At 68.6% G+C, this 15,617-nt stretch carries 11 protein-coding genes and 4 pseudogenes; 11 read left to right on the forward strand and 4 right to left on the reverse strand.

Annotated elements, in window-relative coordinates:
• Positions 1 to 361 precede the first annotated feature (361 nt).
• Both AC5677_RS39015 and AC5677_RS39020 read left to right on the forward strand, forming a co-directional pair.
• Positions 362 to 562, forward strand: a complete 201-nt coding sequence (locus AC5677_RS39015; RefSeq protein ID WP_497192597.1) for a hypothetical protein — start codon at positions 362 to 364, stop codon at positions 560 to 562.
• Positions 563 to 1,143: 581 nt separating this feature from the next.
• Positions 1,144 to 1,512, forward strand: a complete 369-nt coding sequence (locus AC5677_RS39020) for a hypothetical protein (RefSeq protein ID WP_497192598.1) — start codon at positions 1,144 to 1,146, stop codon at positions 1,510 to 1,512.
• A 59-nt stretch (positions 1,513 to 1,571) separates the two neighbouring features.
• Here the strand turns inward: AC5677_RS39020 and AC5677_RS39025 are convergent.
• Together AC5677_RS39025 and AC5677_RS39030 are read right to left on the reverse strand one after the other, a co-directional pair.
• Positions 1,572 to 2,355, reverse strand: a pseudogene (locus tag AC5677_RS39025) (IS982 family transposase); the annotation flags it as partial.
• Between the two features lie 42 nt (positions 2,356 to 2,397).
• A pseudogene (locus tag AC5677_RS39030) lies at positions 2,398 to 2,478 on the reverse strand (50S ribosomal protein L28); the annotation flags it as partial.
• 174 nt (positions 2,479 to 2,652) lie between these two features.
• Between AC5677_RS39030 and AC5677_RS39035 the strand changes: the two are divergent.
• Positions 2,653 to 5,160, forward strand: a complete 2,508-nt coding sequence (locus AC5677_RS39035) for an ATP-dependent Clp protease ATP-binding subunit (RefSeq protein WP_497192599.1) — start codon at positions 2,653 to 2,655, stop codon at positions 5,158 to 5,160.
• Between the two features lie 454 nt (positions 5,161 to 5,614).
• On the opposite strand, the gene AC5677_RS39040 is transcribed toward AC5677_RS39035, so the two are convergent.
• On the reverse strand, positions 5,615 to 5,758 hold the full coding sequence (locus tag AC5677_RS39040) for a hypothetical protein (RefSeq protein WP_497192600.1): 144 nt from the start codon (positions 5,756 to 5,758) through the stop codon (positions 5,615 to 5,617).
• 160 nt (positions 5,759 to 5,918) lie between these two features.
• Between AC5677_RS39040 and AC5677_RS39045 the strand changes: the two genes are divergently transcribed.
• A complete protein-coding gene (locus AC5677_RS39045; RefSeq protein ID WP_497192601.1) occupies positions 5,919 to 6,446 on the forward strand; it encodes a phosphate-starvation-inducible PsiE family protein in 528 nt (175 codons plus the stop codon).
• A gap of 989 nt (positions 6,447 to 7,435) precedes the next feature.
• Here AC5677_RS39045 and AC5677_RS39050 read toward each other — a convergent pair.
• Positions 7,436 to 8,344 (reverse strand): LysR family transcriptional regulator, encoded by a 909-nt coding sequence (locus tag AC5677_RS39050; RefSeq protein WP_497192602.1) that lies wholly within the window; start codon positions 8,342 to 8,344, stop codon positions 7,436 to 7,438.
• A 202-nt stretch (positions 8,345 to 8,546) separates the two neighbouring features.
• Here AC5677_RS39050 and AC5677_RS39055 point away from each other — a divergent pair, with 202 nt between their 5' ends.
• The 7 genes and pseudogenes from AC5677_RS39055 (at position 8,547) to AC5677_RS39085 (ending at position 15,610) form a co-directional block, all read left to right on the forward strand.
• A complete protein-coding gene (locus tag AC5677_RS39055; RefSeq protein ID WP_497192603.1) occupies positions 8,547 to 9,473 on the forward strand; it encodes a ketopantoate reductase family protein in 927 nt (308 codons plus the stop codon).
• 182 nt (positions 9,474 to 9,655) lie between these two features.
• Positions 9,656 to 10,039 (forward strand): annotated as a pseudogene (locus AC5677_RS39060) (DDE-type integrase/transposase/recombinase); the annotation flags it as partial.
• A 98-nt stretch (positions 10,040 to 10,137) separates the two neighbouring features.
• Positions 10,138 to 10,959, forward strand: a pseudogene (locus AC5677_RS39065) (IS5 family transposase); the annotation flags it as partial.
• A 46-nt stretch (positions 10,960 to 11,005) separates the two neighbouring features.
• Positions 11,006 to 11,473, forward strand: coding sequence for a hypothetical protein (locus AC5677_RS39070; RefSeq protein ID WP_497192604.1), 468 nt, complete (start codon positions 11,006 to 11,008; stop codon positions 11,471 to 11,473).
• On the forward strand, positions 11,461 to 12,741 hold the full coding sequence (locus AC5677_RS39075; protein WP_497192605.1) for a hypothetical protein: 1,281 nt from the start codon (positions 11,461 to 11,463) through the stop codon (positions 12,739 to 12,741). The genes AC5677_RS39070 and AC5677_RS39075 overlap by 13 nt, the downstream gene beginning before the upstream one ends.
• A 601-nt stretch (positions 12,742 to 13,342) precedes the next feature.
• A complete protein-coding gene (locus AC5677_RS39080) occupies positions 13,343 to 13,537 on the forward strand; it encodes a hypothetical protein (protein WP_497192606.1) in 195 nt (64 codons plus the stop codon).
• Between the two features lie 507 nt (positions 13,538 to 14,044).
• On the forward strand, positions 14,045 to 15,610 hold the full coding sequence (locus AC5677_RS39085) for a peptide MFS transporter (protein ID WP_497192607.1): 1,566 nt from the start codon (positions 14,045 to 14,047) through the stop codon (positions 15,608 to 15,610).
• The last annotated feature ends 7 nt before the right edge of the window (positions 15,611 to 15,617 follow it).

The raw sequence follows: 15,617 nt of genomic DNA on the forward strand, positions 1-15,617 counted from the left end.
CCTACCCCACATGCCTATCCTCTCGTCTGCCACCAACTGCTGGGGCAGGCTACCGGCCCATCCAACACGGGCCGGCCAGCGGGGCCAGACCCTCAGGGTGCGGTGAGTGGATAGGGGCCTCCCCACGGCTAGGCCGATTCGATGGGGTCTTCCGGGCGTTGGTTGGGTTGTGCCGTTGGCTGATGTGCAGGGGGCGCGGATCGAACCGTTGCTTGCCGGCCGGACACCAAGGCGGGGTGGGCGGTGGCGGGACCATCGTGAGGTGATCGACGCGATCGCCTGGAAGCTCCAGACCGGATCGCAGTAGGTCCATCTGCCTGAGAAGTACGGCAACTGGAAGGGCGCCTACAACCGATTGTGGATGTGGGCTGCCGACGGCACGGGGGAGCGGGTGTTCACTGCCCTCATGGCCCAGGCCGACGCCGACGAGTCCCTGGAGTGGGCCGTCTCCGTGGACTCCGCGATCGTGCGTGTCCACCAGCACGCGGCCGGGGCTCGCAAAAAGGGGCGCTTGCCGGGGAACCAGGCGACCATGCCATCGGCCGATCCCGCGGCGGGCTGACCGCGAAGAGCCACCTCGCGGCCGATGCCCGTTGCCGGCCCTGGCTTTCCATCTCACGGTGGGACAGGCCGGTGACGCGCCCGCTTTCGCCGAGGTGATGGCATGTGCGCGCTGCCGCCGGAACTCAAGTGCTCTGGCGGGGTTTCTGTAGATTCTCGCCCTGAGTCTTTCCGCACGGTTGGACACGTCGCAGTACGCAACGCCCTCGCTTTGGCCTACGGACCGTCCCCGAGGCCCCAGCGCCGCCGCGCATGACCCCTCGCTGCCCGCCCGGCCCCTACCAACAGCAGCCGAGCGCACCCGGTCCCTACCCGGCGGCTCCACCCACGCCGCCGCCGAGCCGGTAGCACCTTGTCGTAGCGATAGGGCTGTAACCGACCCCCACCAGCCCGCACACGGCGGTACACCTCAGGGGCTCGGACGATCGTCCGGGGGAGCGTCAGTCGGCAGCGGTACAAGGAGATCGTGGTCGAGCCGCGTGACCAGGAGTCCAAGGGCCAGTGTCCTGGCCGCCATCACGGTCATTCTCAACTCGCGGGCAGCGTCATCCTCTTGAGGATCGATTGTTAGATTTATGCCTCATGCTCCACAAACTCTTCTGGTCGCTCTGCGGCATCGTGACGCTCTTCCCGATCGTGGCCGCACTGCTCGCGCACTACCGCCTCGTGGACGGCGACACGTCCAGCACACTGGTCATAGTCGGTCTGATAGCCGAGGGTCCCATGATCGTTCTCTCGTGGATCCTCTCCCGCAGGAAGACACGCGAGCGGCGCCACGCACGATACGAGCGGGCGTATCCGACCCCCGAGGCGGTGCTGCAAGCCCTGGACAGTGCGGCTCTCCGCGATGCCCGGGACAACAAGGGCAACGCGCACGCCGTCCGCATGCTGCGCAAGCAGGTCCCCGGCATCCCACTCGCCGAGGCTGCGAAGCTGGTCAGCAGCCTCTAGATGATCGATTCCAAGGGGTCAGTGGTCATATGCGGTCAGTGAGCGCAGGACAGGCTGTCCTGTTCGAGATCGAGTTGGCCCTTGAAGGTCTCGTTGACCGACTCGATGACCTGCCGCAACGGCTTGAACAGGGACGCTCCGGGCCGCTCCGGCTCGCCTCTGCGGGCCGGGCGCAGCAGCCGGATGTCCTGCCCGGCCAGTTCGTGTTCGAAGCCCCGGCCGTAGTAGTTCTTGTCGCCGATCAGCGTCTGGCCGGGCCGGTCGGCGGCCAGGCCGGGTTCGGCAGCGAGGAGGTCCAGCAGGGTCTCGCGCTCGTCGGCCTTGGCGCCGGTCAGGGCGAAGGCGACCGGCAGGCCCTGGAGGGGTGCACATCAAGTGCAGCTGCAGGCCCCAGAAGAAGCGGCTGTGACTGGCGCAGTACCCGTACTCGGCCCAACCGGCCAGGTCGGAACGTTTGACGGTCTCGCGGGAGCGGCCGCATTCCACCGGTGTGCAGTCCACGATCCACACGTCGTCGCTCCACACGGAGGTGTCGGTGGCCAGCAGGCGGGTGACCCTGCGAAGCAGGTCGGTGCTCTTGCGCAGCCGCTTGTTGTAGCCGGGCTGCTTGGGCAAGTACGGGAACAGATGCCGCAGGTGGGAACGGGCGTGGCGAAGCCACCTCGCCTCAGAGGTGACGCCGAGCATGGCCTGCCTCATCGCCAGTGTGACCAGCTCGGCGCCGGTGAGCTGCGGGGCGATCCCCACGGTCGGCCGCCATGGCGCGAGATGCGGAGACGCCTTCAGCAGGTCGTCGGTTTTCACATGGAGCGCAGTCGCGAGGGTGTCCAACTCTCTCTTCAGCAGGACGACTTCGTGACTCCGGGGAGGAATCCGGCGCGGGCTCCCCCGGGCGCGGATGCGAGCCACGGCCGCCTCGACACCGATGCTGTCGATCGTCTTGATCGCCTTGGCACTGAGCGTCACCGTCTGCCACGCCTGCTCGTGCCCGATCGCCCGTGGCATCTGCGGCTCTGCCCAGGACGCCCGTCACTCACCTGCTGCGTTCGCACGCCGGGACGACCCGGCGAAGAATGGCCGTGTACCGGCAATTCGACTACGGCAGGCTGCGCACAGCCGCTGTGCCGCCCGCCGGACGGGATGATCCTTGTGACGACTTCGCCCTTCGGGTCCGGCGACCCGTTCTCCGATCTCTTCAACCGCTTCTTCGGCATGAGTCCGGCAGCCTCGCCGCCGGCCGTGCAGCGCGTGCCCATCGGGCGACTGCTCAGTGATTCCTCGCACGAGCTGCTGGCGGCGGCAGGCGGCCGGGCGGCCGAGGACGGGGCCGATCTCGACACCGTGCACCTGCTGTGGGCCGCCACGCAGGTGCCGGCCGCCCGGCAGGTGCTGGAGCAGGCGGGCGCTGATCCGGACCAGCTGGCTGCGGACCTGCAGGAGAACCTTCCCACCGGCACCGGAACCGGCGCCCCCGGGCTCACGCCAGCGGTGAAGCGCGCTCTGCTTGCCTCCCACGCCCACTCCCAGGCGACCGGTGCCTCGTACATCGGTCCGGAGCACATCCTCGCCGCATTGCTGGACGATTCCAGCCTCGCACGCACGCTGGGATCCGAGGGAGTCTCCTCCGGTTTGCTGAGTGGCGGCGAAGCCGGCCGGAAGGCGGCGTCGGGCGAGCACAGCGACACCCCCACCTTGGACGAGTACGGGCGCGACCTCACCGACGAGGCCCGCAGCGGACGTCTCGACCCGGTGGTCGGCCGGGCCGAGGAGATCGAGCAGACCGTGGAGGTCCTTTCCCGGCGCACCAAGAACAACCCCGTGCTCATCGGCGATCCCGGCGTCGGCAAGACCGCCATCGTCGAAGGACTGGCGCAGCGGATCGTCGCCGAAGAGGTCCCGAAGGCCCTGCGCAACCGCCGCGTCGTGAGCCTCGACATGGCCGGTCTGGTCGCCGGATCCAAGTACCGGGGAGAGTTCGAGGAGCGGCTGAAGAAGGTGATCGACGAGGTCACGGAGGCCGAGAGCGGCATCATCGTGTTCATCGACGAACTGCACACGGTCGTCGGCGCCGGCGGAGGCGGCGAGGGTGCCATGGACGCCGGCAACATTCTCAAGCCCGCGCTCGCCCGGGGCGACCTCAGCGTGGTCGGCGCCACCACCATCGACGAGTACCGCCGGTACATCGAGAAGGACGCCGCGCTCGAACGTCGCTTCCAGCCGGTCATGGTGCGCGAACCCACCGTCGAGGAGACGGTCGAGATCCTGAGCGGGCTTCGCGACTCCTACGAGGCCCACCACCAGGTCCGTTACACGGACGAGGCGCTGGACGCCGCGGCCGCCCTGTCCGACCGCTACATCACCGACCGGTTCCTGCCCGACAAGGCGATCGACCTCATGGACCAGGCAGGAGCACGCGTGGGACTGCGCGGCCTCGGTGCCCCGACCGGGACCGCGAGCCTCGAGGACCGTCTCACCAAGCTGCGCAGGGAGAAGGACGAGGCCGTCAGCACCGAGGACTACGAACGCGCCGCACAGCTCAAGGAGCAGATCCAGCAGGTGGAGCGGGAGCTCGCCGGGGTCGGCGGGGAGTGGGAAGAGGCCGGGAGTGTGACTCCCGAGGACATCGCCGATGTGCTCTCCGCGCGCACCGGCATTCCCGTATCCCAGCTCACCGAGACCGAGCGTGAGCGGCTCACGAAGCTCGAAGAGGCCCTGCACGAGCGGGTGGTCGGCCAGGACGAGGCAGTCACCGCCGTGTCCCAGGCTGTGCGCCGCGGCCGGGCGGGCATGGGAGACCCCGAGCGGCCCACCGGCAGCTTCCTCTTCCTCGGACCCACGGGAGTCGGCAAGACGGAACTGGCCAAGGCACTTGCGGAACTGCTCTTCGGAGACGCCGACCGGATGGTCCGCTTCGACATGAGCGAGTTCCAGGAGAAGCACACCGTCTCCCGGCTCGTCGGCTCCCCGCCCGGATACGTCGGCTACGAGGAGGCCGGGCAGCTCACCGAGGCGGTGCGCCGCAAGCCGTACAGCGTCGTACTGTTCGACGAGGTCGAAAAGGCCCACCCGGACGTCTTCAACCTGCTGCTGCAGGTGCTGGACGACGGACGGCTCACCGACGCCCAGGGGCGCACGATCGACTTCCGGCACACCGTGGTCATCATGACCAGCAACATCGCCTCCAAGCGCATCCTGGACCACCAGGGGGCGATCGAGGACATCAGGGATGACCTGATGGCCGAACTGCAGGCGCACTTCCGGCCCGAGTTCCTCAACCGCATCGACGAGATCATCGTCTTCCACGCCCTGACCCGGGCGGACCTGGTGCGCATCGTCGACCTGTTGCTGGAACGCAGCCGGCGCAGGCTCCACGCCCAGCAGATCAACCTCGAGGTCACCGAGACCGCCAAGGAGTGGCTGGCCAATCGTGGCTACCAGCCCGAGTTCGGAGCCCGGCCGCTGCGCCGCACCATCCAGACGGAGCTCGACAACCGCCTTTCGAACATGCTGCTCAGCGGCTCGGTCAATCCGGACGACACCGTCATCGCCGATGTCAAGGACGGCGAGCTGGCACTGACCCTCAGTCCGGCGGTCGCCTCGGGCGGCGCGGACCAGCCGGAGCCGGACACCGCAAGTTCGGCGGAGTAGCCCATCTGAACTGGGATTTCTTTCATCATGCGGCGAGGGTGGACAGCGTCGCCGCCAGGATGGAAGGCGCCGCGGCGGCAACTGCCAGGCGGACGTGGCCGGGCAGCCCCCCGGCACCGCGTAGCGTCCGCGCTTCGACCGCTCCCCGGGGCCGGACGGCCGACGACTGCGGAATCCAGCGGCTCTTCGTCCTGCGCGGCCTGTTGCCTGACGACGCCGACCGCCGCCTGCCGCACCGCTCCGGCGCCGCAGACGCCGGGAGCCGAGGCGTGCAGTGAGATCAGTGCGACCCTGTGCTCAGCGTCGACCTCGGTGCGGACCGGGTTGCGCTCCGCCCGGCTCGGCAGGTCGGTGAGGAAGACGCCGATGTCCCAGTCGCCTTCCTCCTGACAGCTGCCGACGATTTCAGCCACGTCGGACACGCCGACCTGCTCGTCCGCCACCAGGGGCGCCGTCACGGTGTCCGCCTGCCAGCGGATGCCCCAGGCAATGCGGCGGCGCAGATCCTCCGGTAGGCGGGGGCGAGCCAGGCCATCTCGGAGGGCAGGCCCAGGTCGGCGACCAGGACGAACCGCAGGTTCCCGGCGTTTGTGTCCACGCGTCGGGCTACCTCGTAACCCTTGTCCTGCCGCCGGGTGGGCCTCGAGGACGTCGCGCCTCACCGCGCCCGGGCTGCCACCACAGGGAGGGATCCGCTCGTCCACCGGTTCGCCCAGCACGCCGCGCCTGCAGGCCGGGGCACCCTTAGCAGGCTGACTGTGCGACCCAATACCCCGAAGATCGAGGGCGGCCGGTTACAGGGCCTCCTGCAGCTCATCGAGGACGGCATCCACCTGGTCGTCGCGACGCTCCTCGTACTGCTCGCGGGGCTCCTGACCGTCGGGGTCATCCACGACGTCATCAGGTCGATCCAGGGGCCGTATCACGAGGAGACGGTCGTTCTCTCCGCCCTGGACAACGGCCTTGTCCTGTTCATCGTGGCCGAGCTGCTCCACACCGTCCGCCTCACCATCAGGAACCAGACCCTCGACGCGGAGCCGTTCCTCGTCGTCGGCCTGATTGCCGGCATCCGCAAGGTGCTCATCGTGACGGCCGAGGCGGAGAAATCCTTCCGGTGGAACGTCGAGGGGATCGAACTGCTCATCCTGGCGGGGATGATCCTCGTGATGGCGACAGCGGCGTACGTGTGGCGGCGCTCGACGCGGCCGGGAGACTACTTCCCGCTCCAGGAGGCGGGGCGCTCCCCGTCGCCGGCGCCGTCATCCCCCTCGGTGCGCGGGTCCTGATCCGTCACCTTCCGTCTCCACGGCCGCCCGCACCCGCTGCTCCTCGCGAGCAGACCCGACGTCCCGTTCCAGGGGTGTGCGGCTCACGGCCATTCGCGAAGTCCTCCAAGGCCCGCCTCTGCAGTTCCGCCCCGCGCCTCACCACCGGGCTCCGGTCCCGGCGGCAGCGCCCTCCCACGCGGCACTGCTGTCGCTGTCCATGCTGAGTCTGATGCGCGTCGCCCACCGGCTGAGGGGAACGGCCCTCGGCGTTTTGGGAGCGCTGATGCCGGAGTCCGGCAACACCGACGGGGTGGCCGGTGGCGCGTCCGTGCGGTGCGGGCCGGGGTGGCGCCGGAGCGGGTGTTCGCGGTGGTGCACGCGATCGTGGCCGATGGTGGGAGCAGGTCCCGTACTGGGAGGACGAGAGATCTGGCCGTACCGCCTGCACCTGCTGGCGGGGGCCTGCGTGTTACGCGGCGTCGACGTTACCTCGAGGGCATCCTGTGGGCACTTGCGATCGCGGGGCCGCCGAAGAGAAGGGCCGGAGTCATTCGGGTGTCGTCTCAGGGCGATACGGTCGTGGCTCTCCTGGCGGATCCGGATGCGCCGACGGAGATCGCGCAGCGCATGGCCCAGATACTTCCTACTCGGCTCGCTGACAAGTCGGGCCAGGGGCGACGGTTCGACGTCGAGGTGGTCAGTGAGCCCTTCACCTCAGGGACCGAGGACCTGTCCACCTTGACAACGACCACACAGGACAGCCCGTCCTGCGCTCACTGACCGCATATGACCACTGACCCCTTGGGATCGATCATCTAGCGGGAGCAGGCGATTTGCAGCGCACTGATTGCCGGAGTTGGGGTAAGCGGTCCCGGACGTGCGCGTGTAACGATGCAGGTTAAGAAGTCTGCTCCCCGCGTCCGCGGGGACGGTCCCGCTCAAGGAGGCCCGCTTACCGAAGCTGCGGCCTGCTCCCCGCACTCATGAGGTTGGTGCCACAGCCGTGATTACTGCGTGGCCGGGCCCGTCTCACATCGCTGCCCGACCACGTCGGCAAAGGCGCGGGCAAGTGGGGTGAGCGCGTCCCAGCGGCGGGCTGCCCACCCCACCGGCAGTGGCGGCAGGTCCGGGAGGGGCAGGAACCTCAGCGGACCTCCTGACGTGCCGGCGGAGTCCTGCCCGGGCAGGGCGGGGACGATGGCATGTCCGATGCCGAGCTCTGCCAGCAGGATGGCGGTGTCCCAGTCGGCGACACCAGTGTCCGACGTGAGGTGGATGCCCAGGCGGGCGAAGGCCGTGTCCAGGTGGGCCCTTGAGGAGGAGTTCTCCGGGAGCCGGATGTGCCGGATCCCGACGAGGTCGGCGGCCTCGATCCCTGACCGGAGGGCGAGCGGATCGTCGGCCCGGACCGCCAGCACCCACGGCAGCTCTATGACGGAACGCTGCTCGATGCCCCGCACCGGGTTGCCGATGGTGACCCAGGCCAGATCGACCGCGCCGTCGGCGAGCGCGTCGAAACAGCTCCGGCTGGAGGTCTCCGTCCGGAACTCCAAGCTCACCCCTGGGTGACTCTCGCGGAAGGCGACGATGGCCTCGGCCATGAAGTGCCGGACTGTCGTGGCGCCCGTTGTCACCCGCACCGATCCGGCTTCGCCGCGCGCGAGTTCGCCCAGCCGTCGCAGGGCGAGATCCAGACCGGCAATCCCCTCCATGGCCGCCGCCTGCAGCAGGCGCCCCTCCAGGGTAGGCACGACGCCCCGCGGCTGACGCTCCAGCAGCCGTACCCCTGTTTGCTGTTCCAGCCGTTTTACGTGCTGGCTCACCGCTGACTGGGTGCATGAAAGGTCCCGGGCGACGGCGCTCAGGCTTCCTGCCTGGCACACCGCCAAGAAGATTCGCAGGTCATCGAAGGTCATGGGCACGGATGCCAAGGTACGGCCGCCTCAACCTAAGCGATCACTTGGGGTGTGGAAGAAGTCCCGAGGATTGACTTGCCTCTCGGGGCTGCCCGATGATCACTTCGGGCCCAGGGCGGCAACCCGTCCCGCCCCTCTGCCCAGTCCGGATATGGCTGAGCGGCGGGACGGGTGCCGACCCGACAACGGAGAGGACCCGCCCATGCACCACACCAGACCGCTCACCGGCGACTCCGTCGCTCCGACCCCGTCCGCCCGGACCGTGGCCGTACTCGGCCCCGGAGGGGTCGGTGGACTGCTCGCCGCGCTGCTCTCGCGCGCCGGACATCGCGTCATCTGCCTCGCCGGCGAGGAGAGCACACGTGCACTGCGCCGCGGCGGCATCCAGGTACGCAGCAGTCAGTACGGCACCTTCACGGCCGAGGTCGAGGCGGACACCGCCCTGCGGGAGCGCATCGACCTGTGCCTGGTGACGGTGAAACACACCGCGCTCGACGCGGCGCTCGACCGCATCCCGCCCCAGCACCTCGGTGACGGACTCGTCCTGCCGCTGCTCAACGGCATCGAACACCCCGCTGTCCTGCGCGCACGCTTCGGCATGCGGCAGGTGGTACCAGCCGTGATCCGCGTCGAGTCCACCCGCACAGCTCCCGGCGTGATCGAACACGGCAGTCCCTTCACCGAGATCGACCTGGCCGGTCCGCAGGAACGCCTCACCCCGCTCACCGCACTGCTCACGGCCGCCGGCGTGGACACTCGCGTCATGCCTGACGAGAACGCCGTCCTGTGGGCCAAGCTGGCCTTCCTGACGCCTTTCGCCCTGCTCACCACCCGCTACCGACTGCCCATCGGCACCATCCGGTCCGAGCGGCGGGAGGAGCTGGAGGCCCTGGTCGAGGAGACCACCGCCGTGAGCCGGGCTTGCGGTGGGCCGGCGGACGCCACCCAGGTCCTGGCGCGATACGAAGCATTCCCACCGGCCAGCAAATCGTCCATGTTGCGCGATGCGGAGGCCGGTCGCCCGCTGGAACTCGACGCAATCGGGGGAGCCTTGCTACGAGCGGCCGAACGACACGGCATCCAAGTACCGCTCGCGGCTCGGATAGTGACAGAACTAGAGCGTTTTTAACGGCACTTGCCAGATGGGGGCCAGGCATTGACAGGCAGGTGAGCCGAAGGGTGCGACGACACGAGCTCATGGTGCGCAGTAGTGACCACCGCGTCATGTCCGACAGGCGCCGGACCCCTCGACACCCTCCTGCGACAGCTCACCATCGAGGGCTTCGCGAAGCCAACGTTCTGCCACACCACAACGGAGGCGGCCACAAAGCCCTCGGCCGCGCGGCCGGACACAAGAACCGCTCCGGCGTCGGACTCGCCTACCTACATACCGCGCTGGACGACCACACCCGACTCGCCTACACCGAAGACCTCCCCGACGAGAAGGCAGACACCTGCGCGGGCTTTTTGACACGGGCCACCGCCTGGTTCGCTGCTCGAGGTGTCTCCGTCGAACGCGTCCTGGCCGACAATGCCTGGGCCTACACCAAGAACACCTGGCGTCAGACCTGCCGCGACCTGGGCATCCAGCCGCGCTGGACCCGGCCCTGGCGCCCGCAGACCAACGGCAAGGTCGAACGCTTCCACCACACCCTGCTCGACGAATGGGCCTGCCACCGCCCCTTCACCTCAGAGGGCGTTATGTGAATCTTCTGCGGCTCTGATGCAGATTGATGGATTGATGTCTGGTTCGGGGTCTTGCGCTTGGCCGGGTGTGCGGTCTGCTGGAAGGCATGGGTGAGTGTGCCCCGTACCTCAGTGACCTGTCGGATGAGACGTGGGAGTTGATCCGGCCGGTCCTCACGGCATGGAAGGGGCGGCATCCGTCGGTCAGCGGTCACAAGGGCAGCTACGTGATGTGGGAGATCGTGAACGCGATCCTGTACCACGCCCGGACCGGCTGCCAGTGGCGTTATCTGCCGCACGACCTGACACCGTATGGCGCGGTGTACTAGTACTTCGCCAAGTAGCGTGACGATGGCACCGCCGAGACCATCCACGACCTGCTGCGCCGGCAGGTCCGCGAGATGCGTGGGCAGCGCGAGGACCCCACGGCCGTCGTCCTGGACACCCAGACCGCGCGGGCCTCGGTGAACGCGCCGAAGGAGACGACTGGACTGGATCCGGGTAAGAAGAGCCCCGGCCGCGAAAGAGGCATCGCCACCGACGTTCTCGGCCTGATCATCGCCGTCGTCGTGGCCGCCGCCAACGTGCACGACAACGCCATCGGCATCGCCCTGCTGGACAAGGTCGCCACGAACGCGCCCACTGTGACCAAGGCATGGACGGACGCCGGGTTCAGGAACGCCGTCGTCGAACACGGTGCCCGCCTCGGCATCGACGTCGAGTCCGTCCAGCGTGAGCCCGGGGCGCAAGGGTTCGCGCCGGAACCCAAGCGGTGGGTGGTCGAGCAGACCTTCGGCACGCTCATGCTCCACCGACGTCTCGCACGTGACTATGAGACGAAGCCGGCCAGTTCGGTTGCGGTGATCCACTGGTCCATGACCGATGTCATGCTCCGTCGCCTCACCCGTACTTTCACCCTGACCTGGCGCGACCCGCCCGCCCGGCAGTCGGCTCCCGGAAGGAGGAGGAGCGTCGATGAGAGACCTCCTGGACAAGATCGAGGCCAGGCAGCGGCTGGTCCGCGAGACTGTCGAGCGGCTGCGTGAGCAGATCACCGAGCTCAGCGGCCAACTCGATGCCGCCGAACGCACCCTGGAGCGGCTCGAGATCACCCACGCGACCGTGCTGGAGCCACGGCACACCGAGAGCATGCGCGCCAAGCTGAAACGCCTGGTCCGCCGCGGCATCCTCACCGAGCCCAAGCCTGGCCTATTCACCCTCACCGGGCACACCGGTGAACTCGGGCAACGGCCGCGCGTACCAACCGAGAACAAGCCATTCCGCCCCGGCGTGATCAAATTCGCTGATTCCGTCATCATCTTTTCATCGGGTGGCCCTATGTTCAGTCGCGCTCAGCACCATCACACTGACCACACCACCGGCCGGGGTACCCGCCTGCGCGCGGGCCGGCCAAAGGGGGAAAGACAACGATGCGTCACTTAAGACCGACCGGCCGCTTCGGCAGAGAGCTCATAGCCTTCACCGCTGCGGCTGCCTCCGCGATAGCCGCCATGAGCTTCGCGGCCTCACCGGCCGCCGCCGCCCCGGCAAAGCCCGCCGCTGCTCAGGCAAAGCTCGGTGAGGCCTGCACTGCCGCCGATCTCGGCAAGCGCCACCCGTACATCAAGACCACCGAAGTGTCCCCGACGATCACCCACTTCAAGGGCTGGTACGTCACCGAGGGCACAACCGGCACCCAGACCGTCACCACCAGCACCCAGACGACCATCTCGGTCTCCGTCGGCCTCAACGGCAATGTCGAGGGCAGTTTCGCCGTCGAGACCCTCGGCAAGGTCGGCGCGAGCCTGGGCCTGAACGTGAAGGTCGACTACACCTCCACCAGCACCGAGTCGAACGCGGTCACGTGGAACTTCAACCAGCCCGGCTACTACGGCGCCTACAAGGGCACCAAGAAGGTCACCGGTACGTACGGAAGCCTCAACTGCAACCGCGTCCAACAGGGCGACGGCAGTTGGGCGTTGAAGTGGACCGAGGGGCCCGACGGCGGCAACTTCACCACTTACACCACCCTCGAGGAAGGCGCGGTGCGCTGCCAGGACGAGGTGCCCGCAGGCAGCATCATGGCCAAGGCACAAGGCCTCCTCGACTGCGGCTCGGCCGCCGCGAAGGCCGAGCACCCGGCGGGTGCGGTGGCGCCGACGGCGAAGCAGAAGCGGGACCGCCTCGTACAGCGCCCGGCGCTCACCAGCGGCACGTCCGCCGAACAGCCCAAGGCCTCCGGGCGTAGCGCGCGGGCCGCTCTCGACTGCAAGGCCGAGGTCTACAAGATCGCCGTACCCGGCAAGCCCCTGTCCTGGGGCGCGCCGCTCCTGGCGGACGACGGTGTCCGCCTGCGGCCCTCGTCGATCTTCAGCGCCCACCTGGACAACTGGCGCCTGTGCAACGTGACGGAGAACAACGGGGTCCTCGAGGCGTCCCTGTGGAACTGGGGCAACGGCGGGTGCGCGACCATCGCCGAGCAGAACGCGGCCACCGAACGGGCGGTCCTGCAGACGGCCCCCTGCACGGAGGACGACCTCCAGCGGTTCTACATCTACCGCGACGTACCCGGCAGCTCGAAGATCGGTGTGCAGAACAAGTACACCGGCTCCATGATGGGCCACGACCGGTACGCGGACGGGGAGTTCATACGCCAGTACTCCAGCGGCAGGCAGGACGGTACGGGTACGTACACCCTGATCGGAGTCTGACGGTCCACACCCCGTGAGCGGCCCCGCACGTGACCCCCCGACCTCCCGGTTTCGTGCGGGGCCCTCCGCGTCCCTACTCCGAGCCCGGCCTTGGGGCTGGGCTCGGAGTGGTGCACGGTCGGAATAACCCCTTCCCGCCAGCAATCCACGCCATCGCCCGCGGCAGCGTCGTCGAACACTACGGCTCACCCGCCATCGCTTCCACCCTGCGCAAAAACCACCCGGGCCACCCTCGTAAGCACTGGTGGATCGCCGAACCAGTAGCCGAAGCCATCGCCGCCGCAGAGGCCCTCTGCGCCCGCAGCGACGCCTCCTCAAGAGCTCGCTGCAATCGGCGCCACCATCACACCCCTCCATCCCTCGTTTGATGACACACGGCGGGGCAGCGGCTGAACCGCGGCGCGGAGGGATCGAGAAGGGCTGTCCGTGGGCGGGCGGTACAGCGCCTGGAGTGCGCACGCGCGCTGCCGCGCACCTCCCGTGCCACCGGCCGAGTCTGCGGCATAGCGATGGACGATGCGCAGCAGCCGGCCGGAGGTGCGGGGCCGCACGCCTTGGTGGCACCGCCGGACGGGCAGCAGTTGCAGAGCTCGGAGACCGGGTGCCCGAACCGAACGTGGACGTCTGCACCTTCGAGGTCCGGGCCCAGCTCACCAAGGACGCAGCCATCACCGGCGAATGGACCAGCGAGTGGGCACCCACATTCTTCGGCCTCGGAATCGTCCTGAAGCACTACGAGCGCGACGGAATCATCACGCCCGACAAGGTCACCGGAGCGGCGACCACCTCCTACTGACCGGCCGCGCCTGCGGTCCGGCGCGGGGCAGCGGGCGCCCGGCCGTACGCCCCCGCGGGGCAGATCGGTTTCCCGTTGCCCTTGCAAGGCACATCGGAGCGAATCGGGCGCACACGGCGCAGCGAAACCGGCACCCTCGAAGCGAGCCCTCGTTACCCGAGCATGACCACATCCGGCCGATCAAGTTCGTAGCCAGATGGTGAGGGCTGCCGCTGTCGCGGTGCCCAGGTAGATGTAGCCGCGCTTTCTTGTAGCGGTCCTCGTCGAAGCCGGGCGGCCGTCCGCCGCGTGAGCCTTTGCGCAGGCGAGCGTTCTGCCGTGCGCCTGCGCAACAGTGGGGGATGCCGCTGCACGGCCTCGCCGCACGACCGATGCCGAACGGCGCACGCGGCGCGCCGGCCACGCCGTGGCGCACCTCCGCCTCGTCCATCACATCCGGTCGCAGTTCGATCACCGTGAGCGCCCACCCTCCGAATCACCCGGCCAGCGCCCCCGGTGCCTGCCGCAATGGTCCACATCACACCGCGCTCCAGGTTTGCGGTGCACGAAAGGGGAGAGCAGAGGCAAGCGAATTCTCGAAAGCAAATTGGAGCAACCGTTGTGACCGCAGAACCGAATACGCGCGAGGACCACAGGTTCTTCGGCCATCCCCGCGGCCTACTGACCCTCTTCTCGCTGGAGATGTGGGAGCGGTTCTCCTTCCTCGGGATGCAGGCCATCCTCGTCCTGTACTTCTCCGACCAGGTTGCCCACGGCGGCCTGGGCATGGCACAGAATTCCGCCGCCTCGGTGACCGCGGCCTACGGCACGCTCGTCTACCTCGTCTCGGTGGCCGGCGGCTGGCTCGCCGACCGGATGCTGGGCAGCTACCGCGCCGTCCTGTGGGGCGGCATCCTCATCGCCTGCGGCCACTACTCCATGGCCGTGCCGACCACCGGGATGACCTGGGTCGGCCTGGGCCTGATCATCGCCGGTACGGGCCTGCTCAAGCCGAACGTGTCCACCATGGTCGGCAAGCTCTACACGACCGAGGACCAGCGCCGCGACGCCGGCTTCGCCCTCTACTACATGGGCATCAACATTGGTGCCTTCCTCGGGCCGCTGGTCACCGGCTGGCTCGGCCAGAAGATGGGCTGGCACCTGGGGTTCTCGGCCGCGGCCATCGGTATGACGCTCGGCCTGGTGCAGTACGTCCTGGGGCGGCGCGGGCTCGCCGGCCGCGACCACGCCGCGGAATTCGCCCTTCCGCCGCGCGCCATGAAGCGCGCGGTGTGGCTGCTGGCGGGCGGCGGCGTCCTGGTCGCCGCGGCGGCCGCCGCGCTCGTGCTGACCGGCCGGCTCAGCCTGGACGACACCGTCAACATCCTGACCGTCATCTCCGTCATCGCCCCCGTCGTCTACTTCACCGTGATGTTCAAGAGCCCCCGGGTCAGCGCCGAGGAGCGGGGCCGGCTGCGGCCCTACATCGTGCTGTTCGCGGCGTCCGTGGTGTTCAACTTCATCCTGTTCCAGTCCTATTCCACGATGACGCTGCTGGCCGCGGACCACGCCCGCACCAGCATCCTGGGCTGGGAATTCCCCTCCACCTGGTACAACTCCGTGCTCGGTGTGGCAGAGGTGCTGCTGGCCCCCGTCGTGGCCGCCGTCTGGGTCAGGATGGGCCGCCGCCAACCGCACGCCTCCCGGAAGATCGCCTACGGCGTCATCCTGGGCGGGCTGTCCTTCCTGGTGATGGTCCCGGCCGTCACCGGGCAGACCGGCAACTGGAAGATGGCCGCCTGGTGGTTGGTCATCTCCTACCTCCTGCTGGGCCTGGGCGACATCCTCCTGGAGACCACCGGCATGTCGGCGACCACCAAGCTCGCCCCGGCCGCCTTCGCCAGCCAGACGATGGCCCTGTGGTTCCTCTCCCTGGCACTCGCCAACGGGATCCAGGCGCAGGCCGTCAAGCTCTTCGGCGTGATATCCAACGGCCTGTACTTCGGCCTCAACGGGGCGATAGCCGTCGTCCTCGGCCTCGTCGTGATAGCCGTGGGCCCCTGGCTGCGCCGCACCATGCACCCGGTGCACTGACGGCGCG

The sequence above is a fragment of the Streptomyces sp. JLSY215 genome, assembly GCF_059682825.1.